The organism is Sphingopyxis sp. J-6 (genome assembly GCF_046603995.1).
Classification (GTDB): Bacteria; Pseudomonadota; Alphaproteobacteria; order Sphingomonadales; family Sphingomonadaceae; genus Sphingopyxis.
In genome coordinates this window covers 21,367-45,800 of sequence record NZ_CP145810.1, presented here as the reverse complement: position 1 = coordinate 45,800, position 24,434 = coordinate 21,367, and the positions used below count along the sequence as shown (strand labels likewise).

Annotated in this window: 25 protein-coding genes and 1 pseudogene; 15 read left to right on the top strand and 11 right to left on the bottom strand. The window is 66.0% G+C overall.

The features are described 5' to 3' along the window. Positions 1 to 72 precede the first annotated feature (72 nt). Entirely contained in the window at positions 73 to 1,998 is a 1,926-nt protein-coding gene (locus V6U71_RS00270) for a M61 family metallopeptidase (RefSeq protein ID WP_411340455.1), read from the top strand. 134 nt (positions 1,999 to 2,132) lie between these two features. Further along, positions 2,133 to 2,669, top strand: coding sequence for an inorganic diphosphatase (ppa, locus tag V6U71_RS00265; protein ID WP_054723890.1), 537 nt, complete (start codon positions 2,133 to 2,135; stop codon positions 2,667 to 2,669). 109 nt (positions 2,670 to 2,778) lie between these two features. Here ppa and V6U71_RS00260 read toward each other — a convergent pair whose 3' ends face one another. The 4 genes from V6U71_RS00260 to V6U71_RS00245 all read right to left on the bottom strand — a co-directional run bounded on the left by V6U71_RS00260 (position 2,779) and on the right by V6U71_RS00245 (position 7,349). Beyond that, positions 2,779 to 3,714: a mechanosensitive ion channel family protein gene (locus V6U71_RS00260; RefSeq protein WP_411340454.1), complete on the bottom strand. Its 936-nt coding sequence runs from the start codon at positions 3,712 to 3,714 to the stop codon at positions 2,779 to 2,781. After that, positions 3,711 to 4,916, bottom strand: a complete 1,206-nt coding sequence (gene metC / locus V6U71_RS00255) for a cystathionine beta-lyase (protein WP_411340453.1) — start codon at positions 4,914 to 4,916, stop codon at positions 3,711 to 3,713. Before metC ends, V6U71_RS00260 begins: the two co-directional genes overlap by 4 nt. Before the next feature lie 60 nt (positions 4,917 to 4,976). Next, positions 4,977 to 5,819 carry a 3-mercaptopyruvate sulfurtransferase gene (gene sseA / locus V6U71_RS00250; protein WP_411340452.1) on the bottom strand — a complete coding sequence of 281 codons (843 nt, stop codon included), beginning with the start codon at positions 5,817 to 5,819 and terminating at the stop codon, positions 4,977 to 4,979. Positions 5,820 to 6,020: 201 nt separating this feature from the next. Then, positions 6,021 to 7,349, bottom strand: coding sequence for a hypothetical protein (locus V6U71_RS00245; RefSeq protein ID WP_411340451.1), 1,329 nt, complete (start codon positions 7,347 to 7,349; stop codon positions 6,021 to 6,023). Positions 7,350 to 7,481: 132 nt separating this feature from the next. On the opposite strand from V6U71_RS00245, the gene queF reads away from it, so the two are divergent. Beyond that, positions 7,482 to 7,952, top strand: coding sequence for a preQ(1) synthase (gene queF / locus V6U71_RS00240; protein WP_411340450.1), 471 nt, complete (start codon positions 7,482 to 7,484; stop codon positions 7,950 to 7,952). 70 nt (positions 7,953 to 8,022) lie between these two features. Beyond that, on the top strand, positions 8,023 to 8,433 hold the full coding sequence (locus V6U71_RS00235) for an acyl-CoA thioesterase (RefSeq protein ID WP_411340449.1): 411 nt from the start codon (positions 8,023 to 8,025) through the stop codon (positions 8,431 to 8,433). A gap of 85 nt (positions 8,434 to 8,518) precedes the next feature. On the opposite strand, the gene V6U71_RS00230 is transcribed toward V6U71_RS00235, so the two are convergent. From V6U71_RS00230 to V6U71_RS00215, 4 genes are all read right to left on the bottom strand, one after another. Continuing rightward, positions 8,519 to 8,773 (bottom strand): hypothetical protein, encoded by a 255-nt coding sequence (locus tag V6U71_RS00230; protein ID WP_411340448.1) that lies wholly within the window; start codon positions 8,771 to 8,773, stop codon positions 8,519 to 8,521. 122 nt (positions 8,774 to 8,895) lie between these two features. Then, on the bottom strand, positions 8,896 to 10,182 hold the full coding sequence (locus V6U71_RS00225; RefSeq protein ID WP_411340447.1) for a cytochrome P450: 1,287 nt from the start codon (positions 10,180 to 10,182) through the stop codon (positions 8,896 to 8,898). A 67-nt stretch (positions 10,183 to 10,249) separates the two neighbouring features. Then, positions 10,250 to 10,699, bottom strand: a complete 450-nt coding sequence (locus tag V6U71_RS00220; RefSeq protein ID WP_411340446.1) for a hypothetical protein — start codon at positions 10,697 to 10,699, stop codon at positions 10,250 to 10,252. Between the two features lie 7 nt (positions 10,700 to 10,706). After that, positions 10,707 to 12,299 carry a helicase HerA-like domain-containing protein gene (locus V6U71_RS00215; RefSeq protein WP_411340445.1) on the bottom strand — a complete coding sequence of 531 codons (1,593 nt, stop codon included), beginning with the start codon at positions 12,297 to 12,299 and terminating at the stop codon, positions 10,707 to 10,709. A gap of 260 nt (positions 12,300 to 12,559) precedes the next feature. On the opposite strand from V6U71_RS00215, the gene V6U71_RS00210 reads away from it, so the two are divergent. Then, positions 12,560 to 14,821, top strand: coding sequence for a TonB-dependent receptor (locus V6U71_RS00210; protein ID WP_411340444.1), 2,262 nt, complete (start codon positions 12,560 to 12,562; stop codon positions 14,819 to 14,821). A gap of 103 nt (positions 14,822 to 14,924) precedes the next feature. Here the strand turns inward: V6U71_RS00210 and V6U71_RS00205 are convergent, their stop codons facing one another. After that, a complete protein-coding gene (locus V6U71_RS00205) occupies positions 14,925 to 16,322 on the bottom strand; it encodes a methyltransferase family protein (protein WP_411342393.1) in 1,398 nt (465 codons plus the stop codon). A 241-nt stretch (positions 16,323 to 16,563) separates the two neighbouring features. Here V6U71_RS00205 and V6U71_RS00200 point away from each other — a divergent pair, with 241 nt between their 5' ends. Together V6U71_RS00200 and V6U71_RS00195 are read left to right on the top strand one after the other, a co-directional pair. Continuing rightward, a complete protein-coding gene (locus tag V6U71_RS00200) occupies positions 16,564 to 17,763 on the top strand; it encodes a M23 family metallopeptidase (RefSeq protein WP_411340443.1) in 1,200 nt (399 codons plus the stop codon). A gap of 1 nt (position 17,764) precedes the next feature. Next, the gene (locus tag V6U71_RS00195) at positions 17,765 to 18,163 is read left to right on the top strand and encodes a bactofilin family protein (protein ID WP_054723868.1); all 399 of its coding nucleotides are present in this window, start codon (positions 17,765 to 17,767) and stop codon (positions 18,161 to 18,163) included. A gap of 191 nt (positions 18,164 to 18,354) precedes the next feature. Here the strand turns inward: V6U71_RS00195 and V6U71_RS00190 are convergent, their stop codons facing one another. Further along, on the bottom strand, positions 18,355 to 18,648 hold the full coding sequence (locus V6U71_RS00190; protein WP_411340442.1) for a DUF1905 domain-containing protein: 294 nt from the start codon (positions 18,646 to 18,648) through the stop codon (positions 18,355 to 18,357). 5 nt (positions 18,649 to 18,653) lie between these two features. Beyond that, positions 18,654 to 20,162 carry a YifB family Mg chelatase-like AAA ATPase gene (locus V6U71_RS00185; RefSeq protein ID WP_411340441.1) on the bottom strand — a complete coding sequence of 503 codons (1,509 nt, stop codon included), beginning with the start codon at positions 20,160 to 20,162 and terminating at the stop codon, positions 18,654 to 18,656. A gap of 175 nt (positions 20,163 to 20,337) precedes the next feature. On the opposite strand from V6U71_RS00185, the gene V6U71_RS00180 reads away from it, so the two are divergent. The 8 genes and pseudogenes from V6U71_RS00180 to V6U71_RS00145 all read left to right on the top strand — a co-directional run bounded on the left by V6U71_RS00180 (position 20,338) and on the right by V6U71_RS00145 (position 24,324). After that, on the top strand, positions 20,338 to 21,054 hold the full coding sequence (locus V6U71_RS00180) for a TetR/AcrR family transcriptional regulator (RefSeq protein ID WP_411340440.1): 717 nt from the start codon (positions 20,338 to 20,340) through the stop codon (positions 21,052 to 21,054). Between the two features lie 43 nt (positions 21,055 to 21,097). Then, entirely contained in the window at positions 21,098 to 21,541 is a 444-nt protein-coding gene (locus V6U71_RS00175) for a VOC family protein (protein WP_411340439.1), read from the top strand. 23 nt (positions 21,542 to 21,564) lie between these two features. Then, on the top strand, positions 21,565 to 21,981 hold the full coding sequence (locus V6U71_RS00170) for a DoxX family protein (RefSeq protein WP_411340438.1): 417 nt from the start codon (positions 21,565 to 21,567) through the stop codon (positions 21,979 to 21,981). After that, positions 21,978 to 22,196 (top strand): DUF4287 domain-containing protein, encoded by a 219-nt coding sequence (locus tag V6U71_RS00165; RefSeq protein ID WP_411340437.1) that lies wholly within the window; start codon positions 21,978 to 21,980, stop codon positions 22,194 to 22,196. The genes V6U71_RS00170 and V6U71_RS00165 overlap by 4 nt, the downstream gene beginning before the upstream one ends. 2 nt (positions 22,197 to 22,198) lie before the next feature. Continuing rightward, on the top strand, positions 22,199 to 22,873 hold the full coding sequence (locus V6U71_RS00160) for a glutathione S-transferase family protein (protein ID WP_411340436.1): 675 nt from the start codon (positions 22,199 to 22,201) through the stop codon (positions 22,871 to 22,873). A gap of 24 nt (positions 22,874 to 22,897) precedes the next feature. Further along, the gene (locus V6U71_RS00155) at positions 22,898 to 23,572 is read left to right on the top strand and encodes a glutathione S-transferase family protein (RefSeq protein ID WP_411340435.1); all 675 of its coding nucleotides are present in this window, start codon (positions 22,898 to 22,900) and stop codon (positions 23,570 to 23,572) included. Positions 23,573 to 23,604: 32 nt separating this feature from the next. Further along, positions 23,605 to 23,853: pseudogene (locus V6U71_RS00150) on the top strand (DUF1428 domain-containing protein); the annotation flags it as partial. Between the two features lie 66 nt (positions 23,854 to 23,919). Further along, positions 23,920 to 24,324, top strand: coding sequence for a DUF1428 domain-containing protein (locus tag V6U71_RS00145; protein ID WP_411342392.1), 405 nt, complete (start codon positions 23,920 to 23,922; stop codon positions 24,322 to 24,324). Positions 24,325 to 24,434: the final 110 nt, after the last annotated feature.

The following is a 24,434-nucleotide window of genomic DNA, read 5'->3' as shown; positions in this document are numbered from 1 at the left end:
TTCGTCGAACTCCACGGCACGCTGGCAGAGCGCCGGCTGGACCTGATCGCCATTTCGTCGCAGATAAACGGCATGAAAAAAGCACCGTTCGTCGCAGCCGCCCTGATCGCCTTCGTCGCTCCCGTCCAGGCGCAGGAGGGCAACAGCCGGCCGCAGCCGGTCGTCCAGCCGCTGACCATCCCGCTGCCCGCCGACAAGCCCTATCCCGGCACGATGGTGCTGAAGGTCGACGCGACCGATGTCGCGCGCGGCATCTTCCACGTCCGCCAGACGATCCCGGTGGCAAAGGCGGGCAAGCTGACCCTGCTCTATCCCGAATGGCTGCCCGGCAAGCACGCGCCGCGCGGCGCGATCGCCGAACTCGCGGGTTTCAAGCCCAGCGCCGGCGGCAAGCCGCTCGTCTGGACGCGCCAGCCGACCGACGTCTACGCTTTCGATATCGAGGTGCCGGCGGGGGTGAAGAGTATTGACGTCGCCTTCGATTTCCTGTCGCCGACGCGGACGAGCGAAGGCCGCGTCGTCGTCACCCCGGCGATGATGAACCTGCAATGGGAACAGGTCAGCCTGTATCCCGCCGGCTATTTCACCCGCCAGATTCCGGTGCAGCTCGACGTGACGCTGCCCGAGGGATGGACCGGCGCTGCCGCGCTCGACGGCCTCAAGATATCCGGCAACCGCTACAGCTATGCCCCGACCAATTACGAGGTGCTCGTCGACAGCCCGATGTTCGCAGGGAAATATTTCCGCAAATGGGATCTCGGCAACCGGGTGACGCTCAACGTCGTCGCCGACGAAGCGAAATATCTCGAAGCCAGCCCCGACCATATCGCGCGCCACGCGGCGCTGGTGTCGGAGGCCGTCGCGCTGTTCGGGGTACGCCATTTCGACCGCTACGAATTTCTCCTCGCGCTGAGCGAAGAGCTGGGCGGCATCGGCCTCGAACATCACCGGTCGAGCGAAAACAGCCGCAACCCCGACTATTTCACCCGATGGAACGACAACGACAGCGAACGCGGGCTGCTGCCGCACGAACTGACGCATAGCTGGAACGGCAAGTACCGTCGCCCCGACAAGATGTGGACCCCCGACTTCCGCACCCCGATGCACGACAATCTGCTGTGGGTTTACGAAGGCCAGACGAGCTTCTGGGACCTTGTCCTTGCCGGGCGGTCGGGGATGCAGTCGAAGGAGATGATCCTCGCCGAATGGGCGACCAACGCCGGCTTCTACAGCGCGCAGGCGGGCCGCGAATGGCGCTCGGTCGACGACACGACGCTCGACCCGATCATCGCGGCGCGCAAGCCCAAGCCCTGGCCGAGCTGGTCGCGCACCGAGGATTATTACAACGAAGGGTCGCTGACCTGGCTCGAGGCGGACATGCTCATCCGCACTTCGACGAACAACGCCAAAAGCCTCGACGATTTCGCGCGCGCCTTTTTCGGCGGGCGCGAGGGCGACTGGGGGCAGGATACTTATAATTTCGACGATGTCGTCGCCGCGCTCAACGCGGTCCATCCCTATGACTGGGCGAAATTCCTGCGCGACCGGTTACAGACGCCAGGCCAGCCCGCACCAGTCGGCGGCATCGAACGCGCCGGATATCGCCTCGTCTGGCGCGATGCGCCCAATGTCTATGACCGCGACCGGATGGCGCAGGCGAAGAACGCCGACCTGACCTACTCGCTGGGGATGGTCATCGACAAGGACGGCATCGCGAACGGCATATTATGGGACGGCCCCGCCTTTCGCGCCGATATCGTGAACGGCACGAAGATTGTTGCGGTCGACGGCATGTCGTACAGCCGCGACCGGCTGGAGACCGCGGTGCGCACCGCGACCGACGGGAAGACCCCCGTCCGCCTGCTCGTCGAGCGCGGCGGGCGCTATCGCAACATCGATCTCGACTATCATGGCGGGCTGCGCTGGCCGCACCTCGAAAAGGCGGGCAGCGGTGCCGACTGGTTCGACCGGCTGCTCGCGCCGCGCCGGGCGCTGTAGGGGCGATGAAATCCGTTCGTGTCGAGCGAAGTCGAGACGCCCATCGGCAACGCACGCCTTCACGGCATCTCGACTTCGCTCGATGCGAGCGGCTAAGGGGCGTCCGAATCACAGAACAAAGGACTGCATCTCCCATGCGCATCGACCTGATCCCCGCCGGCGACAGCCCCCCCGACAGCCTCAACGTGCTGATCGAGGTGCCGATCGGCGGCGAACCGGTGAAATATGAATTCGACAAGGCGTCGGGCGCGCTGTTCGTCGATCGTTTCCTGCACACGCCGATGCGCTATCCCGCCAATTACGGCTTCATTCCCCACACGCTGGGCGACGATGGCGATCCGCTCGACGCCCTCGTCGTCGCGCGCTCGCCGATCGTCGCGGGCGCGGTGGTCAAATGCCGTCCGATCGGCGTGCTGCTCATGGAAGATGATGCCGGCGGCGACGAGAAATTGCTCTGCGTCCCCGTCAACAAGACCTTTCCCTATTACGACAAGGTCGCGACCTATAAGGACATGCCCGAAATCGTGCTCCAGCAGATCGAGCATTTCTTTACCCACTACAAGGACCTCGAACCCGGCAAATGGGCGAAGCTCAACGGCTGGGGCGATGTCGACGAAGCCAAGCGCATCATCGTCGAAAGCGTCGAACGCGCAAAGAAGATCGGCTTCTAGCCCAGCCCGTCATTGCGAGGAGCCGCAGGCGACGCGGCAATCTCCAGCTATCGACCTTGCTCGAGGCTGATGGCTGGAGATTGCTTCGCTTCGCTCGCAATGACGCAATTCAAGCGTCGGACTTCTTGCCTTCGTCCGGCGCCTCGACCAGCCGCACATCGGTGCGCGGATAGGGAATGCGGATCCCCGCTTCCCTGAAGCGGTCCCATATCCCCAGAAACACCTCGCCCTGGATATTGCCGAGCCCCGCCTCGGGGTCCGAAATCCAGTAGCGCAGTTCGTGGTCGACCGCGCGTTCGCCGAAAGCGGTGATCCACACTGCCGGCTCGGGCTCGTTCAGGATGCGTGGATTCTGCTGCGCCGTCTCGACGATCAGCCGCTGCGCGAGCCGGAGGTCGGCGTCATAGGGCACCGGAATGCGCATCCGCACCCGCACTTCGGGGCTGGCATAGCTCCAGTTCTCGACCGGCTGCGTCATCAAGAGTTCGTTCGGGATCAGATGCTTCTTGCCGTCGCGGGTAATCACATTGACCGCGCGCACGCCGATCTTCGCGACACGTCCGACATTGGGCACCCCGCCGGGAAGCGCCGAGCCGCCCATCGAACTGCCGTCGCCGACGACGATGATATCGCCCGGCTTGATCGAGCGGTCCATCAGCAGGATGATTCCCGCAATCAGATTGCCGACCGTCTTCTGCAGCCCGAAACCGATCGCAAGGCCGGCAGCACCCGAGAAGACCGCGAGCGCGGTCAGGTCGATGCCGAGCAGGTCGATGCCGAACAGCATCGCGAAAACGAACAGCGCGATCGCGATCAGCTTTTCGGCGAGCAGCCGCTGCGTCGCGTCGATCTGGGTGTTGCGGCGGAGCAGCCATTTGATCGAGCGCAGAGTAACGCGCACCGCGACATAGAGCAGCACCGCGACGATGATCGTCGAGAAAAGGCCATAAAGCGAAAGGCGGTACGAGCCGACGTCGATGCCGATCGCCTGCATCGCCTCGACCGTGCGCGTGGCGCCGTCGCGCAAGCGCTCCATCGCACTCATACCGGCATTGCCGCAAAGCCGCGTGCGAGGTCGGCGATCAGGTCGGCGGGATCCTCGAGCCCGATCGACAGGCGGACGAGCGCATCGGGATCGTCCCAGCGGGTCGCGGTGCGAATCTCCTGCGGGTCGCTGGGGACGACGAGGCTTTCGTAACCGCCCCAACTAAAGCCGATGCCGAAATGCGCCAGCGCGTCGATGAAGCGCGTTCGCGCCGCCGTGTCGGCACCCTTGAGCGTGAAGCCGAACAATCCGCTGGTGCCGGTGAAATCGCGCGCCCAGATCGCGTGGCCGGGGTCCCCCGCCAGCGCCGGATGGAGCACGCGCCCCACCTCGGGCCGCGCCGCGAGCCAGTTGGCGACCGCCAGCCCGTTTTCGCCGTGCCGCTGCATCCGCACGTCGAGCGTACGCAGCCCGCGCAGCATCAGCGCGCAATCGTCGGGCGAGACCGACTGGCCGAGCTGGTAGGCGGCGCTCCGCAATTTCGGCCACACCGCCTTTGTCGCGGTCAGCGATCCCATCATCGCGTCGCTGTGGCCGCCGACATATTTGGTCAGGCTCATCATCGTCACGTCGACGCCCTGCTTCAGCGCCGGAAAGAGCAAGGGCGTCGCCCAGGTGTTGTCGAGCATCGTCAGCACGCCGCGTTCGCGCGCGACGGCGACGATCGCGGGAATATCCTGTACCTCGAAGGTCAGGCTGCCCGGCGATTCGAGGAAGATCAGCTTCGTCTCGGGCGTGATCAGTTCGGCGATGCCCGCACCGACGAGCGGATCATAATAGGTCGTCGTCACGCCATAACGCCTGAGCAAGCCATTGCAGAAGGATCGCGTCGGCTCATAGGCGCTGTCGACCATCAACAGATGATCGCCCGGCGCGAGCAGCGCCAGCAGCCCCGCCGAATTGGCGGCGACCCCCGAGGGATAGAGCAAGGTGCCCTCGGCCCCCGGCTCCATCTGCGTCAGCGCATCGGCGAGCGCCCACACCGTCGGCGTCCCGCGCCGGCCGTAATAAAGCTTGTCGTGCGTCGCGTGACCCCGCGCCTTCAGATCGGCGATATTGTCGTAAAGGATCGTCGACGCCCGCCACACCGGCGGGTTGACGACCCCGCCGCCAAGACGCGGGTCGCCGGTCCATTCGGGCCGCCTTCCGCCCTGCACGAGTTTCGTGGCCGGGCGGAGGTTGTCGTTGTCGCTGTCGCTCATCCAGTCGTGTTAGCGTGCCGCTCGCCAAAATCCAGCAGCGGCACGCCTGGCCGGTCCGGTTCAGGCGGCGCCGGTCGCCTTGGGCGTCGCCGGATCGGCGCCCCATTCGGTCCAGCTGCCGTCGTACACCGCGACATCGTCCTTGCCGAGCAGGTGCGCGCCAAAAGCGACGACGGTGGCGGTCATGCCGCTGCCGCAGGTCGTGACGAGCGGCTTGTCGAGATCGATGCCGGCGGCGTCGAAGGCGGCCTTCAGATCGTCGCCCTGCTTCCAGGTGCCGTCGGCGTTGAACAATTCGCCATAAGGCAGGCTACGCGAGCCGGGGATGTGGCCGGGCGCGAGGCCGGGGCGCGGGTCGCGCTCTTCGCCGGTAAACCGCGCCGCCGAACGCGCGTCGACGACCTGTTCGGCGTTGCTCGACACATTGGCGAGTAGTTGTTCCTTGTTGCGCACGGCCTTGGCGTCACGCCAGACGGTGAAGTGGCGGTGGCGCAGCGTCTGCTTGCCCATTTCGAGCGCCCGGCCTTCGGCCTTCCATTTGGCGAGGCCGCCGTCGAGCAACGCGACGTCATGTGCGCCGAAGAGCTTGAGGAGCCACCAGGCACGCGCCGCGCTTTTCAGCGGGCTGTCGTCATAAAGCACGATGCGGCTGCCGTCGCCGAGGCCGAGCGACTGCATGCGGCTGGCGAATTTTTCAGCGGGCGGCGCCATATTCTCGACCGCATTCGACGCATCGGTCAGCTCGGCCAGATCCATGAACACCGCGCCCGGGATGTGCCCCGCCTCATATTCGGCGCGCGCATCGCGGCCTGCATCGGCGAGGAATTTCGTCGCATCGACGACCCGCAGGTCCGATGCCCCCAGTTCGCGTTCCAGCCAATCGGTTGAGACCAAGGCGTCCATGTCATGCTCCTGTTGCGGCCGTCCGGGAACCTGTACCCTGTCCCTCGTCGGCCATCCTGCTGCGGCTCTGTTGTCTTTCCGGGGACACGTAGCCTATGCCCCCACCTGCCCTTTTTCAAGCGCAGTGGCGTCCTGCCCCAGTCGATGGTGCGCCGCAACAAAAAAGCGGCTGCAGCGAACGGCCGATGTCGCTTTTGCGGGCTATTGTGCGCGGCGCATCGCGGTGGCGCGCGCGCCGGGTCGATCGACGCGGTGCTGGGCCCGGTCGAGCGGCAACGGCGCGAGCTTTTCACCGCCGGCAGTGCCCTGCTCGCGGCCGAGGACGAAGGTACCGGCATTCTGACCAAAGGCCTCGCCCGGGCCGTCCCAATGATAGGTGACGTCGAAGGCAACCACGGGCACCAGCATCGGCCGCCCGGCGATCATCAACGGCTCGATCGCAGCGCGCGGCAACATCACCTCGGTCGAGAGTTGCTCGCCCGCGCCGGGTTCGATCGCAATGTCGTCGCGCAGCACGCTGCCGCCGGCGCCGTCGAAGAAGCGCGCAAGGACGGCCTCGGGCATCGCCGATCCCTGGCCGAGCGCGATGCGCACCATCAGCCCCGTCGCCGCCACCGGGCCCTGATTGGCGAGGTTGAGCGCTAGCGACACGACGACCTGATCGACCGTCATGCGAATGTCGCGGATTTCGAGCGCCATGGCGACCATCGCGCGCTGCTCGTCGGCAGGCCGCGTGACCAGCGACGCGGCAGCACGCTCGGCGGCTGGCGAAGGACGCGCGGCCGGAGCCGGGGGCGTCGGCGCGCGGGCCGGTGCGGCCGCACGGGGCGCGGGCCGAGGCGCGGCGGGCTCGGCGGGCGGAACATATTCGGCAGGCGCGGCGCCAGCCGGCAGCGGACGACGGCGCCAGTACCAGATTCCGGCGCCAAGCGCCGCGAGCCCGGCGAGTAGCCACGCCCAGAGTGGTGTCCCGCTTCCTTCGCTCTTCGGCGCCGCGACCGATGCCCCATCGTCTGCGGACGGCGCCGCGACCGACGCCGCGCTATCCGGCGGCCCCGACGTTACGGGTGCAAGTGACGGAGCGGCATTGTCCGAAGCGGGCGGTTCGACCGCAGCGGCGGGCTGGTCGCTCGCCGCCGAACGCGAGGTCGAAGCGGCGGGCGTATCGCGCCGCACCGGGGCTGGCGCCGGGGTAGCCGTGCCCGCAGCCGGACGCGCCGGGGTCGCCGGCTGCGTCGGCGTCACGCGCGGCGGCGCCGGTTGCGGGGCGGGAGTCGGCGCGCCGCGCCGTTCGCCGGGGGCGACGGGGGGCAAGCCATTGTCCGCAGGCCCCTGGACCCCCGGCGTACGCCCCTCGTCGGCCGGCGGCAGGCGGAAATCGATCGAACGACCGGATGAGGGAGCAGGGGTCGGCGTTTCGGTCTGCTGCGCCGAGACGGGCACGACTCCGGCGCCCGCGAGCACCAGCGCCAGCGCGGCCAGCGACGCACCCGCCGCCGTTCGTTCGTGCCCGATCCGCTTCATCTTCATGCCGTCTTTGCGACCCCGATTGTCCCGTTCTTGTCCGCACCGCTGAATTGGCGCTGAACCATGTGGCGTTTGCAAGCGGCCGTCGATCAAGTGAACGATGACATCGGCCGCGCTGCGCACTAGACGAAAGCCATGAGTGATTCCAGCCATCCCCCGCTCGCCCCGAAGCATTTGGGCCGATCCAGCGACCTTCCCGCCTCGCCCGAAACCGCGACCCTTGATTATGTGCCCAATCCGCGGGCGAACGAGTTGTATCTCGTCCGCTTCGCCGCGCCCGAATTCACCTCGCTCTGCCCGGTGACCGGCCAGCCCGATTTCGCACACATCGTCATCGATTACGCGCCCGGCGACACGATCGTCGAATCGAAGAGCCTGAAACTGTTCCTCGGCAGCTTCCGCAATCATGCGGGCTTTCACGAGGATTGCACCGTCGGCATCGGCCGCCGCCTTGTCGACGAGATGCGCCCCAAATGGCTGCGCATCGGCGGTTACTGGTACCCGCGCGGCGGCATCCCCATCGATGTCTTCTGGCAGTCCGGGCCCCCTCCTGCCGGACTGTGGCTGCCTGATCAGGGCGTCGCACCCTACCGCGGACGCGGTTGATGGTGATTTTCAACGAAAATTGTCGGATTTCATCTTTCCGTCATCATATGTTGACATTAGTGTCAGCGATATGACCTCCGTCTCGCTCCCCCACGACCATGCCATCGCCGTCGGCGCCGACCAGATCGATTTCATGGGGCACGTCAACAACGCCCATTATCTTAGCTGGGTGCAGGAGGCGGTGTTGTCGCACTGGCGCAAGATCGCCCCGCCCGATGCGGTCGCGGCGCATCTGTGGGTCGCGCTGAAGCACGAGATCACCTATCGCCGCCCCGCCTTCCTCGACGACGAGGTGATCGCGACCGTCATCCTCGAAAAGGTTCAGGGCGCGCGCGCCTTCTACGAGACGGTCATCAAGCGCGGCGAGGACGTGCTCGCCGAGGTCAAATCGAGCTGGTGCTGCATCGACGCCGAGACGCTGCGCCCCGCGCGGCTCGCCAGCGACGTGATCGCGCGCTTCTTTCCTGCCGAAAAAAACTAGTCCGCCAAAAGAAATAGGCAGGCAGCATGGCAAAAGGCCCGCCTTTGGGGGCGGGCCTTCCGGATTGGTCCTATGCCGCGGCCGGTTACGGGCTGACCGGTGCGTCGTCGTCGTTATCGACGGCGAGCCAGATGCCGCCGGCAATAATGAGAAGGGCCAGCACGGCCGGCAGCCAGCTCGAACCATCCAGTTCGCTCGAGCCGTCGGCGGCGCTGGTCGCACGCACGCCATCGAGCGCGGGAGCAGCCGAAGCGACCACGGGCGAAAGCGTCACCGACGTTGCGGCGATTGCCAGCGCGGCTTTTTTCAAGATATTCATCACAAACTCCATCGACTGCATAAGGAGACGGGCGCGCGGGCACGCACCCCGCCTCATTCCCGCAGCTACCGATGAGCCGTGACTTTGTTCCACCGGGCATGCACCCCTAAGCCCGAAAGCCGTCGAAACGCTCCGTTGCCGGGTCAGGCCGCGCGAAAATGGAGCGGCAGGCGCTTCAGACCGCCGACGAACACCGACTCGACGCGCGCCGGCTCGCCCGCCAGTTCGAGGCTCTGCAGCCGCGGCAACAACTCCTCCATCAGGATCCGCATCTCCATGCGCGCGAGATGCTGGCCGAGGCAAACATGCGCACCAAAGCCGAAAGCGATCTGCTGGTTCTTTTCGCGGTCGGGATCGAAGGCGAAGGGATCGCCAAAGACATCCTCGTCGCGGTTGCCCGAGACATAGTTGAGCATCAGCCAGTCGCCCGCGCGAATCGTCTGGCCGCCGATCTCGACGTCTTCCTTGGCGCTGCGCATGAAATGCTGGACCGGTGTCGTCCAGCGGATCGCTTCCTCGATCAGCCCCGCCTTGTCGCTTTCGGCGCTGCGGAAGCGCTCGAACAGCGCCGGGTTCTTCGCCAGCTCCATCATTGCGCCCGCGGTCGACGCGCTTGTCGTATCATGCCCGGCGGTCGCGATAATCATATAATAGCCGGCAAGCTCGCGGTCGGGAATCTGCTCGCCGCCGACCATCGCATTGGCGATCACCGTCGCGATATCCTCGCGCGGGTTGGCGCGGCGGTCCGCGGTGAGCGCGCCGAAATAATTCTCGAAATCGGCGATGACATAGTGGAGCATCGCGATCGCCTGTTCGGCGCTGGTGATCGCCTCGCGGCTGCGGTTCAGTTCGGGGTCGGTCGGACCGAATAATTGCTGCGTCAGCATCAGCATCCGCGGCTCGTCCTCCGGCGGCACCCCCAGAATGTCCATGATGACGCGCAGCGGGTAATGCGCGGCGACATCGCGCGCAAAGTCGCATTCGCCGCCGGCCTCGAGCATGCGATCGACGGTGTCGCGTGCGATTTCGCGGATGCGTTCCTCGACGATCTTCAGATTCTTGGGCATGAACCAACTCTGCGTCAGCAGCCGGTATTTCATATGGTCGGGCGCATCCATCTGCACCAGCGAGCGGATGAGGTGCCCGTCATTGTTCGGCGTCGCGGCGCGCGCCAGCGCCTCGCCGTCGCGGTCGGTGAGCACCGTCGGCCGGATGCCGTTGGCGAAACGCTGCGGATCGCGGCTGATCGCCATGATGTCGGCGTGGCGGGTGACGAGCCAGAACGGGTCATGGTTGGGATTTTCCGCGACCGCGAGCGGGGCGTTGGCGCGGGCCCACGCCAGTTGTTCGTGAAGCGGTTCCCACTGCCCGTAAGCGACGGGGTTGATGACCGCAGCGGCTACCTCTCCAGGCAATATAGGTTTTGTCATGCAACCAAAGCTGCCGCGATTCGGCGCATTTGTCGAGCGGGTAAACATCGGGACCGACCGCCCCGTTTCAGGCGATCTGCGGCGCGCCCGCCGGCATCGCATCCGCCCATTCGGCCCGCGCCTTGCGGATCATCGCTTTCAGCGCGTCAGCATGCCGCTGCCACGCGGCCGCAGTCCCGTCATCCCAAGCGGCGCCTGCGGCGGCACCGAGCTCGGCGAGTGTCATGTCGATAAAGGCGTCATATTCGGCGATCGGCAGCGCACCATAGCTGCGATGCGTGAAGACCAGTTCGGCGACGAGCGGCCAGACCCATGCCTCGCCCTTTGCCAGCCCGAAGATCATCTGCAGCGTCTCGTCGGTCATCCGCCGCGACGCGGCATCGACCGAAATGAAGCTCGCACGCCGTTCGGGGTAGGCAGCGAAGAAGCGCTCGAACAGCGTGTGACGGATGTCGATACCGGCATCGGCGACCGCGATCAGCGCGGTCTCCATCAGCGCGGCGTCGCCCCCGGTCACCGCGCGCTCATTTGAACAGGCTGCCCAATATTCCGCGCATCAGCTGTCCCCCGAATTTGCCGGCGACCTGCCGGCCGAGGTTGGTCGCAGCCGAACGCGCCGCCGATTGCACCATCTTCTCGGCAAAACTCGGCTTCGCCGCCTCGCGCGCTGCCACCTTTTCCTGCCGCAGCCGCTCCTTCTCCTCGGCAACCTTGCGCTTCGCTTCTTCTTTTGCAGCGATCGCGGCCTGCTTGTCGGCTTCGGCCTGCGCCTTCGCTTCGACCGCCGCCGCCTGCGCCTGCTCGGCCTTGGCGGCGAGCAGTTCCTCGGCGCTTTCGCGGTCGACGACGGTGTCGTATTTGCCCTCGACCGGCGAGATCGACTTGATGATCGCGCGTTCCTTGGCCTCCAGCGGCCCCGCCCGCGAGCAGGGCGGCTTGATCAAAGTGCGCTCGACCGGCGACGGCGCGCCATCGGCCATCAGCAGCGACACCAAAGCCTCGCCGACCTTCAGCTCGGTGATCTCGCGCGCGACGTCGACCTTGGGATTGGGGCGGAAGGTTTCGGCGGCCGCCTTGACCGCCTTCTGGTCGCGCGGGGTGAAGGCGCGCAGCGCGTGCTGGACGCGATTGCCGAGCTGGCCTGCCACATCCTCCGGAATGTCGATCGGGTTCTGGGTGACGAAATAGACACCGACACCTTTCGACCGGATCAGGCGCACGACCTGTTCGATCTTTTCGGCGAGCGCGGGCGGCGCGTCGTCGAACAGCAGGTGCGCTTCGTCGAAGAAGAAGACCAGCTTCGGCTTGTCGGGATCGCCGACCTCGGGAAGCGTCTCGAACATCTCCGAAAGCAGCCAGAGCAGGAAGGTCGCGTAAAGCTTGGGGCTCGCCATCAGCTTGTCGGCGGCGAGGATATTCACATAGCCGCGGCCGTTCTCGTCGGTGCGGATCATGTCCATGATGTCGAGCGCGGGCTCGCCGAAGAAATGATCGCCGCCCTGGCTTTCCAGCGTCAGCAATTGTCGCTGGATCGTACCGACGGTCGCCTTCGACACATTGCCATATCTGGTGGTCAACTCGTCCGCATTCTCGGCGCACCAGGCAAGCATCGCCTGCAGGTCGCCCATGTCGAGCAGGAGCAGATTCTGTTCGTCGGCAACGCGGAAAGCGATCGCGAGCACGCCTTCCTGGACTTCGTTGAGACCCATCAGCCGCGCGAGCAGCAACGGCCCCATTTCCGAGATCGTCGTGCGGATGGGGTGACCCTGTTCGCCGAACAGGTCCCAGAAGATCACCGGATTGTCGCGATACGCCCAGTCGCTGTCGCCGATCTCGGCCGCCCGCGCGGCGAAAATCTCGTGCATCTTCGACGTCGGGCTGCCCGCCATCGCCATGCCGGCAAGGTCGCCCTTCACATCGGCGACGAATACCGGAACGCCGACCGCCGAAAATCCCTCGGCCAGCCCCTGCAATGTCACTGTCTTGCCGGTGCCGGTCGCGCCGGCGATCAGCCCGTGCCGGTTCGCGCGCTTCAGGACCAGCGACTGTCGCGGCCCGTCCTTCGCGCCGCCGCCACCGAGGCCGATATAGATTTCACCTGCTGCGCCGTCGCTCACTTCGCTTTCCTCCGCTCGGGAACCTGCCTTCGGTCTAGAGTGGCGAGGCGGGAAATCAAGCGACGAGCAAGCGCCTTCCGCAAGCCGATTCGGCTTCGTTTCCCGATTTCTGCCGCAAAAGTGCAGCAATTTCGCAACACTGCTGACATGAACGTCAGCCGCGAAAGCATCCGCAATTGACCCGGACCGCGCCGCGCGCCAACGGGCAAATCGTTTTTAACGTCTCTCCCATCGTCAACTCTGTTTCAGGAAGCTTGCCCATGCGCCACTTTCCTTCCGCTACCGCTATAGCTCTCGTCCTTGCCACGTCGGCCTGGGCGGCCCCCGCCGCCGCGCAGGACGCCCCCGCCGCCGAAAGCGACAGCGGCCTTGGCGACATCATCGTCACCGCGCAGCGCCGCGAGGAAAGCCTGCAGGACGTGCCGGTTTCGGTCAGCGTGCTGTCGGGCGGCACGCTCGACGCCATCACCTCGTCGGGCAGCGACGTGCGCGTGCTCGCGGGCCGCGTTCCCAGCCTGAACATCGAAAGCTCGTTCGGCCGCACCTTCCCGCGCTTCTATATCCGCGGGCTCGGCAACACCGACTTCGACCTCAACGCGTCGCAGCCGGTCAGCCTCGTCTATGACGACGTCGTGCTCGAAAACCCGATCCTCAAGGGCTTCCCGATCTTCGACCTCGACCGCGTCGAAGTGCTGCGCGGGCCGCAGGGCACGCTGTTCGGCCGCAATACCCCGGCCGGCATCGTCAAGTTCGACACCGTCAAGCCCGGCAAGACCGGCGGCTACGCCCGCGTCAGCTATGGCCGTTACGGCACCTCGCAGGTCGAAGTCGCGGCGGGCGCCGCCGACGACAGCGGCTTCTCGGTCCGCCTCTCGGGCCTCTACCAGCACCGCGACGACTGGGTCGACAATGTCGCGACGACGAAGAACAAGGACCTTGGCGGCTATGACGACATCGCCGCGCGCCTCCAGCTCCAGTATGAAAGCGGTCCCTTCACCGGCCGCCTGACCGGTCAGGTCCGCGTCTACGACGGTTCGGCGATCATCTTCCGCGCCAACACGCAGGTTCCGGGCAGCAACAAGCTCGTCGGCCTCGGCGGCGCCGGCACCAAGTTCGAGCGCGACAAGGTGTGGCAGGACGGGCTCAACTTCCAGAAGCTCAACACCTATAATGTCGGGCTCAACCTCGAATATGATTTCGGGCCGGTGACCGCTTACTCGATCACCTCTTACTGGAACGGCAATTTCCGCAGCCGCGGCGACATCGACGGCGGCTTCGGCGCGGTGTTCCTGCCCGAATCGGGTCCGGGCCTGATCCCGTTCCAGGCGCAGAGCCAGGACAATGTGCCGAGCCTCGACCAGTTCACGCAGGAAATCCGCATCGCGTCGAACAACAGCGGCGGGCTCGGCTATCAGTTCGGCGCCTTCTACTTCAACGAAGACCTCGACATCTCGAGCTTCGAGTTCGGCGGCCCGACCGACGCGACCCCCTCCGCAATCGCGGTGCAGCGCCAGGAAAGCGAAGCCTATGGCATCTTCGGTTCGGTCAACTATGCCTTCGACAACGGGCTGAAGCTGCAGGCCGGTGCGCGTTACAACCATGACACGCGCGATTTCGTCGCGTCGCGTCCGGTCGAAACGCGCCCGATCTTCGTCGTCAACCCGAACACGCCGGTTCCGCCGCAGGCCGCCACGGTCAAGGGCAAGCTGCTGACGTGGGACGCCAGCGCGACCTGGGAAGCGACCGACGGCTTCAACATCTATGCGCGCGTCGCGCGCGGCTATCGTGCGCCGTCGGTGCAGGGCCGCCTGACCTTCTCGCGCGTCATCTCGACCGCCGATCAGGAAGAGACGATGTCGTATGAGGCGGGGATCAAGACCTCCTTCCTCGACAACCGCGTCCGCTTCAACCTGACCGGCTATTACTTCGACACCAAGGACCTGCAGCTCACAGCGGTCGGCGGCACGTCGAACGTTGCCAGCCTGCTCAACGTCGATGCGAAGGGCCATGGCATCGAGGCCGAACTGCAGGCGGCCCCGGTAACGGGGCTGACCTTCTCGGTCGGCGGCGCATGGAACATCGCCAAGATCGACGATGCCAATGCCTTCGTCGCGGGTTGCGGCTCGGCGACGCCGTGCACCGTGCTCGACCCGCAGCGCCCCGGCAGCCCCGGCATCTATTCGATCGACGGCAACCAGTTGCCGCAGTCGCCGAAATGGACGGTGAACTGGACCGCGGGTTATGAATTCCCGGTCGGCAATGGCGCGATCTATGCCTTCACCGACTGGTATTACCGCTCGAAGATCCAGTTCTTCCTCTATCAGTCGGTCGAATTCTCGGACGACAAGATGCTCGAGGGCGGGCTGCGCGTCGGTTACCGCACCGACCGCTTCGACATCGCGGGCTTCGTGCGCAACATCACCAACGATGCGTCGCCGACCGGCGGCATCGATTTCAACAACATCACCAGCTACGTCAACGAACCCCGCATCTGGGGTATCGAGGCGGGCGTGAAGTTCTGATGCGAACATAGCTCGACGATCGGGCCGGAGCAGTCCGGCCCGATCGAAGCAACGAAAAAAGGGGCGCGCTGCCATCGCAGCGCGCCCCTTTTTTCAGGTCAGGTCAGGCGACCGGGCCGACGCGCGGGTCGGGTTCCAGCCGGATCAGCGGCTGCGTCCGGCCACTGAGCTTCGCGAACAGGCGCGGGACAAGGGCATGCTGCTGCGCCCAGTTCCAATAGGCCTGATAGGCCGGATCGGCGAGGAGGTGCTTCTCCTCGGTCTTCGCGCGCCAGTAATAGACGCCGCTGACCAGCCCCAGCAGGATGACGTTGCGCGCCGCCTCGATCCAGCCGCCGGTGGTGACGAGGAAAGGCATCGACCCGACCCACCAGCTCAGATTCTTCGAAATATAGGCGGGGTGCCGCGTGAAGCTGTACGGCCCATGTGTGATGACCCCGCGATGCGTCAGGTTGGAAAAGCGGATACCGAACGCCATCGTCGCCCAAGCGTAGATCGAGATAAGCGCGACGAGCACGACGCCCCAGATCGCCATCAGCGTGTCATGGCCCTGCAGCCAGTAACCCCAGTCCGAACCGCCGACCTGATAATCGAGCGGACCGCCGTTCATCAGGATGAAGGGCGGATAGCAGATCAGCGCCGCGACCCACGCCATGCCATAGGGGTTCGCCGTCCGGATGTGCGAATCGAGCGGCTTCATCGTCAGGATATAGCCCACCGTCGCGATATGGACGTCGACGAGGTAAAGGAGGTTGATCGTCCACAGCCCGACGGTGAACGGGTTCGCCAGCACCTCGCTCATCGGCACCGCGACGAGCGACGAAAAATTGCCCGGCACGATCGACAGCATGAAGGCGGTGAAAAAGCCCTTCACGGTCCACGCGCGCAGATGGTGCCAGATCGCCCGGCTGTCGACCGGCTGGCCGGGTGCGATCAGCCAGTGTCCGAATTGCCAGCAGCCGTCGCGCGGTTCGACCATCCGGCGGTCGAGCCACAGCATGTAGACGACCGAAATCCCGAGCAGCCACGGCGCGACGCGTTCGAGCAGATCCATCGAAAAGGCGTAATTGCCCTCCCAATAATAGCGCATCGTCGCATAGGTGAGCGCGATCAGCGCCCAGGTCGCCCACAGCCCGGCAAGCTTGGTCAGACTGATATCGACCGTCTCGCGCCACGGCCGGCGCAGCGACCAGTCGATTCCGGTCGACGGATTTCGGTGCACCTTGTCGACGAAAACCGACCACAGCACCATCGGCAGACCGCAGGCGAGCACGCTGGCGATCGCCGAATTGGGGCCGTCCATCGGCCCGCGGTCGCCCCAGTCGATGCCGAGAGAACCCGCGATCTCGGGCGCGTAACGCGCGAGGATCAAATAGGAAAACAGCCCGAGCAGGCCGACGATTCCGACCCCGGCGCTGACCGCGGAGCGCGGCCGCACGGGACTGACGGCGGGCAGAACGGAGGCGGGATTGCCGCCACCTGAAGGGGTAAGGCTGGACATCTGGTTCACGCCGTACCCCTAACCAAAAATGGTAAGCAAGCCGTCAATATTACCGCGCGATTCGCAAGCGATTTTCTGCCAAAATGGCAGTATTCGCGGCATCTGACACCGTTCACCGCGAGTCATGTTCGACTCGGCGCGAGTCGCGGCGCAAAGATTCGCGCGGCTGCTTCTGCGCTGTTAAGGGCGCCATCAAGTCGGGGCGGAGGGCTCCACAAGAACACCAAGATAGGGTCGCCGCTTGTCTTCGTTATCGACGGGTCTGCGCCAGTGGCGCGAGCGCGTTTCTGCGCTGTTTCAGGACCATGAAATCTTCGTTCGCACGCATGGGCATGTGCGGTTCCTGCGCGTCAGCGCGGTCTGGCAAAAGCGCGTCGCGCTGATCGCCGGGCTCGTCCTGCTCGCCTGGGCCGGTGCCACGCTGGCGGTGCTCGTCAATCAGTTGTTCAGCTCGGGCGAACGCGCCGAAGTTGCGCAGAAGCAGGCCGCGGCGGCTGCGGCCGAGGCGCGCATCGCCAAATATCGCGACCGCGTCGCCGAAACCGCCGCCGACCTCGAAGAGCGGCAGAACCAGCTCGACGAATGGCAGAAGAGCTATTTCGGCGACGAGCCCGCGATCCCGGGCGAAGCCGCGGCAGCCGGTGCCGAAGCGAAACCCGAGCCGCTGAAGACCAGCGCCATCGACCCCAACCTGCCGCCCGAAGCGCAGGCGCTGGCGCGGATCGAAGCACGGCAGGAAGCCTTTTCGGCGCGCCTGCTCGCAGCGGTCAGCGCACGCGCCGCCAAGGCCGAAAGCGCCGTCGCCAAGCTCGGCCTCGACCCCGCGTCGCTCGTGCGCAGTGCCGCAGCCGGCCGCGGTGGCCCTTTCATTCCCTATCGTAATCGGCTCGGCCGCGCGGGCGAACTCGGCAAAGGCTTCGCCGCGCTCGAAGGCGCGCTGTTCCGTATGGAAGTGCTCGAACGCACGCTCGTCGCGATCCCCTCGGGACAGCCCGCCAATGTGCTGATGCTCTCGTCGAGCTACGGCTATCGCAGCGACCCGTTCACCGGCGCCGGCGCGATGCACTCGGGGCTCGATTTCCCCGGCCCGATCGGCAGCCCGATCCTCGCCGCCGCGCCCGGCAAGGTCGTTTTCGTCGGTCAGAAGTCGGGTTACGGCAATGTCGTCGAAGTCGATCATGGCCAGGGCATCCTGACCCGCTACGCGCATCTTTCGGGCTTCACGACCAAGGTCGGCAGCGCGGTTGCCGCCGGCCAGCAGATCGCTAAAATGGGTTCGACCGGCCGCTCGACCGGCAGTCACCTGCATTTCGAAGTCCGTCTGAACGGCGCCGCGGTCAATCCGCGCCGCTTCCTGGAGGCCAAAGCCGATGTTCTCGAAGTCAAAGCCGACGCAAGACAGCGAGTCGGCGCCCTCGCAGCCGGCACCGGTGCCCGCTAAGATGGCGACCGGCGCCCGTCATACGACCTTTTCGATCCTCGGATCGGACGTCGTCGTCACCGGCAACGTTGCCGCCAGCGTCGACCTGCACGTCGACGGCAAGATCGACGGCGACCTGAAATGCGCCAACCTCGTCCAGGGCGAGGCGAGCGAGATCAAGGGCGCGGTGGTCGCCGAGACTGCGAAGATCGCGGGCCTGCTCGACGGATCGATCGAGGCGAAGACCCTGATCGTCCATGCAACCGCACGGATCACCGGCGACGTGATCTACGAAAACATCACGATCGAGAACGGCGGCAAGGTCGACGGCAAGCTCAGCCACCGCCGCCACGGCGCGGGCGCCGCGAAAGCGCCGCCGCCGCTCGAGGTGGTCGAGAACAAGTCGGCATTGGGAATCTGAGCGGCCGGCTGCCGGAATGGCAGCTTCGGCGTGGAGAGCAGACACCGCTCATCCAATTTCGTCATCCCGGACTTGATCCGGGATCCACGGCGGCGCTGAAATCATGGACCCCGGAACAAGTCCGGGGTGACGATGATGAGAGGTCCACTCTCGGCCGAAATCCGACCATCATTTACCCGGCCGCAGCCTCTTCACTCACGCCCAACCCGCAGCGACACCGCCACCCGGTCACCCAGTCCGACCCCGACCGCTTTCTGCACCGCAACCTTCACCGGCAGCAAATAGCCGCCGTCGCGCGGGAACAACGACGTCGCAAATTCGCTCGCCCCGATCCGCGCGACGACCGGCACAACGCCCCAGCCATAGCTTTCCGACAGCGCGGCATAGCGGATCGCGCCGACATGCGCGTCGGGAATGGCAGCGAACAGAAACGGCGCCGGCCCGCGCCATTCGATGATCTCGGCCTCGAATTCGATATCGTCCATGGCCCTCAGTTGCGCGGTGCCTGCCGCCGGTAGCTCAGCGCCTCGGCGATATGGATGCGGCCGACGGTTTCGGCGCCCGCGAGGTCGGCGATCGTCCGCGCGACGCGCAGCATCCGCGTATAACCGCGCGCCGACAGCCGCATCGCCTCGGCCGCCTGTGCAAGCAACTGCCGGCCCGGGTCGTCGGGCGTCGCAACCGCTTCGAGCAATTCGCCGTCGATCTCCGCATTGGTGCGCGCCTTGTGGTCCGCATAGCGCCGCGTCTGGATGTCGCGCGCCGCCGCGACGCGCGCGGCGACCTCGGCGCTCCCCTCGGCGGGCGGCGGCAGGACAAGGTCGGCGGCGCTGACCGCCTGCACCTCGACATGCAGGTCGATGCGATCGAGCAGCGGCCCCGACAGCTTCGCCTGATAATCGGCGGCGCAGCGCGGCGCGCGGCTGCACGCCAGCGCCGGGTCGCCGAGATGGCCGCAGCGGCACGGGTTCATCGCGGCGACGAGCTGGACGCGCGCCGGGAAGGTCACATGCGCATTGGCGCGCGCGACGCTGACTTCGCCGGTTTCGAGCGGCTGCCGGAGCGAATCGAGCACGCCGCGCTGGAACTCGGGCAATTCGTCGAGGAAGAGTACGCCGAGATGCGCAAGGCTGACCTCGCCCGGCCGCACACGCAGCCCCCCGCCGACGAGCGCCGGCATCGACGCCGAATGATGGGGACTACGGAACGGCCGCGCGCGAACGAGACGTCCCCCTTCGAGGGTTCCGGCGACCGAGGCGATCATCGAGACTTCGAGCGCTTCGGCGGGGGTGAGTTCGGGCAGGATGCCCGGCATGCAGGCGGCCATCAGCGACTTGCCCGAACCCGGCGGCCCCGACATCATCAAATTATGCGCCCCGGCGGCGGCGATTTCGAGGGCGCGCTTCGCGGTTTCCTGTCCCTTCACTTGCGCGAGGTCGGCACCGCGTACCGGCGTTTCGACCGCGCCCGGTACCGGCGCGGCGAGCAGCGCGCTGCCCTTGAAATGGCCGAGCAGCGACAGGAGGTCGGGCGCGCCGAGCACCTCGACATGACCCGCCCACGCCGCTTCGGGTCCCTGCGCGGCGGGGCAGATCAGCCCGCGCTCGACGCTGCCCGCGTGCAGCGCGGCGAGGAGGACGCCGGGCGATGCCGCGACGCGCCCGTCGAGCCCGAGTTCGCCGACGACGACGTACGACGCGAGCGTTTCGGCATCGACCACCCCCATCGCGCCGAGCAGCGCGAGCGCGATCGGCAGGTCGTAGTGCGAGCCTTCCTTGGGCAGGTCGGCGGGCGACAGGTTGACGGTGATCACCTTGGGCGGCAGCGACAGGCCGATCGCGGCGATCGCGGCGCGCACCCGCTCGCGGCTTTCGCCGACCGCCTTGTCGGGCAGGCCGACGACAACGAAGCGCGGGACGCCAGGCGTGATCTGGCACTGCACCTCGACCCCGCGCGCTTCGAGCCCGAGATAGGCGACGGTGGAAACGATCGCGACCATGAAATCCCCCGCTGCCCGTCCTTGCGGCACGCGATGTGCCTGCTTTGTTCCCCATGCCTCTTTACGGCAAGCGGGCGGAACGTCGAGTCTTTTTCGGAAGTTGTCGAAGGTGCCGTGCAGCGCAACCGCCATTGCAGATTTGACAACATACCAACTAGTCGGTATGTTGATTCGCATGACGACGAATCGGCCTCCTGCTGCGCCCCGGCGTACCCCGCGCCCCGCCGCCGCCCGCAACGTCCCCCCGGCGGGCGGCGGCACAGCGCGTAGCGGCGCTTTGGCCGGCACGAGCCGGACGCCGCGCGGCAGCGCGCGCGACAAGCTGATCGCCGCCGCGCATGCGACAGTGCGCCGCAAAGGCTATGCCGCAACGACGGTCGACGAGATCTGCGCCGCGGCGGGGGTCACCAAGGGCGCCTTCTTCCACCATTTCGAATCGAAGGAAGCGCTGGCGATCGCCGCCGCCGAAGGCTGGACCGAGCGCGCCCGCCCGATGTTCGAACTGCCGCCGCACACCAGGCTGGTCGACCCGCTCGACCGCCTGCTCGGCCATATCGACTTCCGCTTTGCGATGCTCGACGGCCCTGTCGAGGATTTCACCTGCTTCGTCGGCACGATGGTACAGGAAGCCTATGGCACCAATCCGGCGATCCGCGCCGCGTGCGAGGCGAGCATCAACGCCTATTGCGAGGCGCTGGCGCCCGACATCGAGGCGGCGATCGCGCGTCACGGCATTTCGCAGGGCGTCAGCGCGATGAGCATCGCGCGTCATGTCCAGGCGGTGCTGCAAGGCGCCTTCATCATGGCAAAGACCACCGACGATCCCGCGATCGCGCGCGACAGCGTCACCCACCTGAAGCGTTACATCCTCATGCTGTTCGGCAGAGGCTGAACCACCCGTCCCCCCCAAGAAGAGAGAAGAGAGGAAGTCCCCCATGTCCAATGCCCCCAAGATGATTTTCGTGAACCTGCCGGTCACCGATCTCGACGCGTCGAAGGCCTTTTACGAAGCCGTCGGCGCGGCCAACAACCCCGCCTTCACCGACAAGACCGCCGCGTGCATGGTGGTCGCCGAAGGGTCGATCCACGTCATGCTGCTGACCCACGAAAAATGGGCGACCTTCACGTCGAAGGCGATCCCCGACGCGCGGACGACGGCGCAGGTGCTGCTCTGCATCTCGGCCGACAGCCGCGAGGATGTCGACGGGCTGGTCGACAAGGCGGTTGCCGCAGGCGGCAAGGGCGACCCGACCCCGACGCAGGATTACGGCTTCATGTACGGCCGCAGCTACGAAGATCCCGATGGCCATATCTGGGAAGTGATGTGGATGGATCCCGCGGCGGCCAGCGGCGAATTCCCCGCCGAAGCCGAAGCCTGACCATAGCCGACAGGAGGAAGGTGATGACCGAAGCTCTCCCCTCGAAAAAGGCGCTGATCGCCGGACGCGTACTCAGCGGCCTCGTTATCGCCTTCCTCCTCTTCGACGCCGGGCTCAAGCTGGTGTCGCCCGGAACCGCGATCAAATACAGCCCGCCGGGCCTGGGATGGCCGCTCGACGTTCCGACGATGACGATGCTCGGGCTCCTGCTGCTGATCCCGACCCTGCTCTATATCTGGCCGCGCACGGCGATCCTCGGCGCGATCCTGATCACCGCCTATCTCGGCGGTGCCGTCGCCACCCATGTCCGCATCGGCAGTCCGCTGTTCAGCCATATCCTGTTCGGCGTCTATCTGGGCGTGATGCTGTGGGGCGGGCTGTGGCTGCGCGACCCGCGCATCCGGGCGCTGATCCCGCTCAGGTCGGGAGCCGCACAATGAGCTTTCAGGCCTATCTCGACAATGTCGAGGCGAAGACCGGCAAATCGGCCGCCGAACTGAAGGTCATCGCGATCGAAAAAGGCCTCGCCGACGACGGCGGTCTCGCGCCGGGCGTCAAGGCCACCGCGATCGTCGACTGGCTGAAGGGCGATTTCGACCTTGGCCACGGCCACGCGATGTCGATCGTCGCCTATATCAAAGGGAAGAGGAACTGATCATGTCCGCCCCGACCGACGCCGTTCCCGAAATCACCGCCTACCGGTCGGTGCCGGATTTTGCCTATGGCCGCATCAAGGACATCCGCGTCCGCTGGGCGCTCGACGAAATCGGCCGGCCCTATCGCACACGGCTGATCGGCGGCATTTTCGAGGACAAGGCGCCGGCCTATCTTCACGACCAGCCGTTCGGACAGGTTCCGGTCTATAAGGACGGCGACGTGACTCTGTTCGAAACGGGGTCGATCCTGATCCACATCGGCGACGCCGACGAACGCCTGTTGCCGCGCGATGCGAAAGGGCGCGGGCGCGCGATCAGCTGGATGATCGCCGCGCTCAACAGCGTCGAACCGATGATCCAGACGCTGGTCGTGCTGACCGTCAAGGGACAGGGCACCGACTGGCTCGCCGGTGCCATCGACGCCGCGAGACCCTTTGCCGAACAGCGATTGTCCCGCTTGTCGCAGGCGCTCGCGGGCCGCGACTGGCTGGAAGAGCATTTTTCGATCGGCGACATCGTGATGATCGACGTGCTCCGCAACGCCAACCCGGATTTGCTCGCACCCTACCCCAATCTGACCGCCTATGTCGCGCGCGGCAAAGCCCGCCCGGCCTTTCAGAGCGCCATGACGGCGCATCTGGCCGACTGCGCGGTCGGCGAACCGCTGCCTGCCTGATCCCCCAACCGAGGAGACACCGCCATGCCCGTGAACCCCGACAGCAAACTCGAAGTCACTGCCTTCGACTGGGTCCCCGATTTCGCCCGCGGCTATGTCCGCGACCTGCGCCCGCGCTGGGCGTGCGAGGAAATCGGACTCGATTATGCCGAACATCTGATCAGCGCGATCAACCGCCCCGCCGACCATTTCCTGTTCCAGCCGTGGGGACAGGTGCCGGTGCTGAACGACGGCGGCGTCCGCCTGTTCGAAAGCGGCGCGATCCTGCTCCACCTCGCCGAAAAGGACGAACGGCTGCTGCCGCGCGACCCGCAGGGGCGCGCCAACACGCTCGCCTGGCTGTTCGCCGCCTATAACAGTGTCGAACCGATGCTGTTCGAACTCGGCAATGTCGACATCTTCGCGAAGGACGAGGAATGGGCGAAGCTGCGCCGGCCGAGCCTGATCGAGTTCATCCAGGGCCGGCTCGGCCGCCTCGACGATGCGATCGGCGACAAACATTATCTCACAGGCGAATTCACCGTCGCCGATATCGCGATGGCGACGGTGCTGCGCGAAGGCGTCGAGGCCGGGCTGATCGCCGAGCAGCCGCGATTGCAGGCGTATCTCGACCGATGCCTTGCACGGCCCGCCTTCCGGCGCGCGCTCGATGCGCAGCTTGCCGCGTTCAGTGAAGAAGCGGGACCGCCCGCCGCCTGATCCCCCGATTTCCGCCCCCAAGGAGAGAGACGATGACCTATGTAGAAGGATTTGTGGTCGCAGTACCGACCGCCAACAAGGAAGCCTATCACAAGCATGCCGCCGACGCGGCGCCGCTGTTCAAGGAATTCGGCGTCGCGCGGATGGTCGAATGCTGGGGCGACGACGTGCCCGACGGCAAGGTCAACGACTTCAAGGGCGCGGTGCAGGCGAAACCCGACGAGACCGTCGTGTTCAGCTGGTTCGAATATCCCGACAAGGCGACGCGCGACGCCGCGACCGAAAAGATGATGAACGACCCGCGCATGGCGGCGATGGGCGGCGAGATGCCGTTCGACGGCAAGCGCATGATCGTCGGCGGCTTCGAATCGATCGTCGACGACCGCGCCGAGGGCAGCACCGGCTATGCCGACGGCTATGTCGTGCCCGTCCCCGACGGCAACAAGGAAGCCTATCGCGCGATGGCGCAAAAGGCGTCGCAGGTGTTCCGCGACTATGGCGCGACGCGTGTCGTCGAGGCGTGGGGCGACGATGTGTCCGACGGCAAGGTCACCGACTTCAACCGCGCCGCGCACAAGCAGGACGGCGAGACCGTTGTCTATAGCTGGGTCGAATGGCCCGACAAGGAAACCCGCACCGCCGGCTGGGAAAAGATGATGAAGGACGAACGGATGCAGCATGATCCGAACGACCAGACCTTTGACGGCAAGCGCATGATCTATGGCGGCTTCGAGCCGATCGTGATGGCATAAGCTTCCGCCCTCCCCTTCCGGGGAGGGCAGCGAGACTTGGCAGCTTGCTGCCTAGTCGCAGCGGGTGGGGGCCAGAGGCCTTACGCCACGCCGCGAGCCCCCACCCCAAC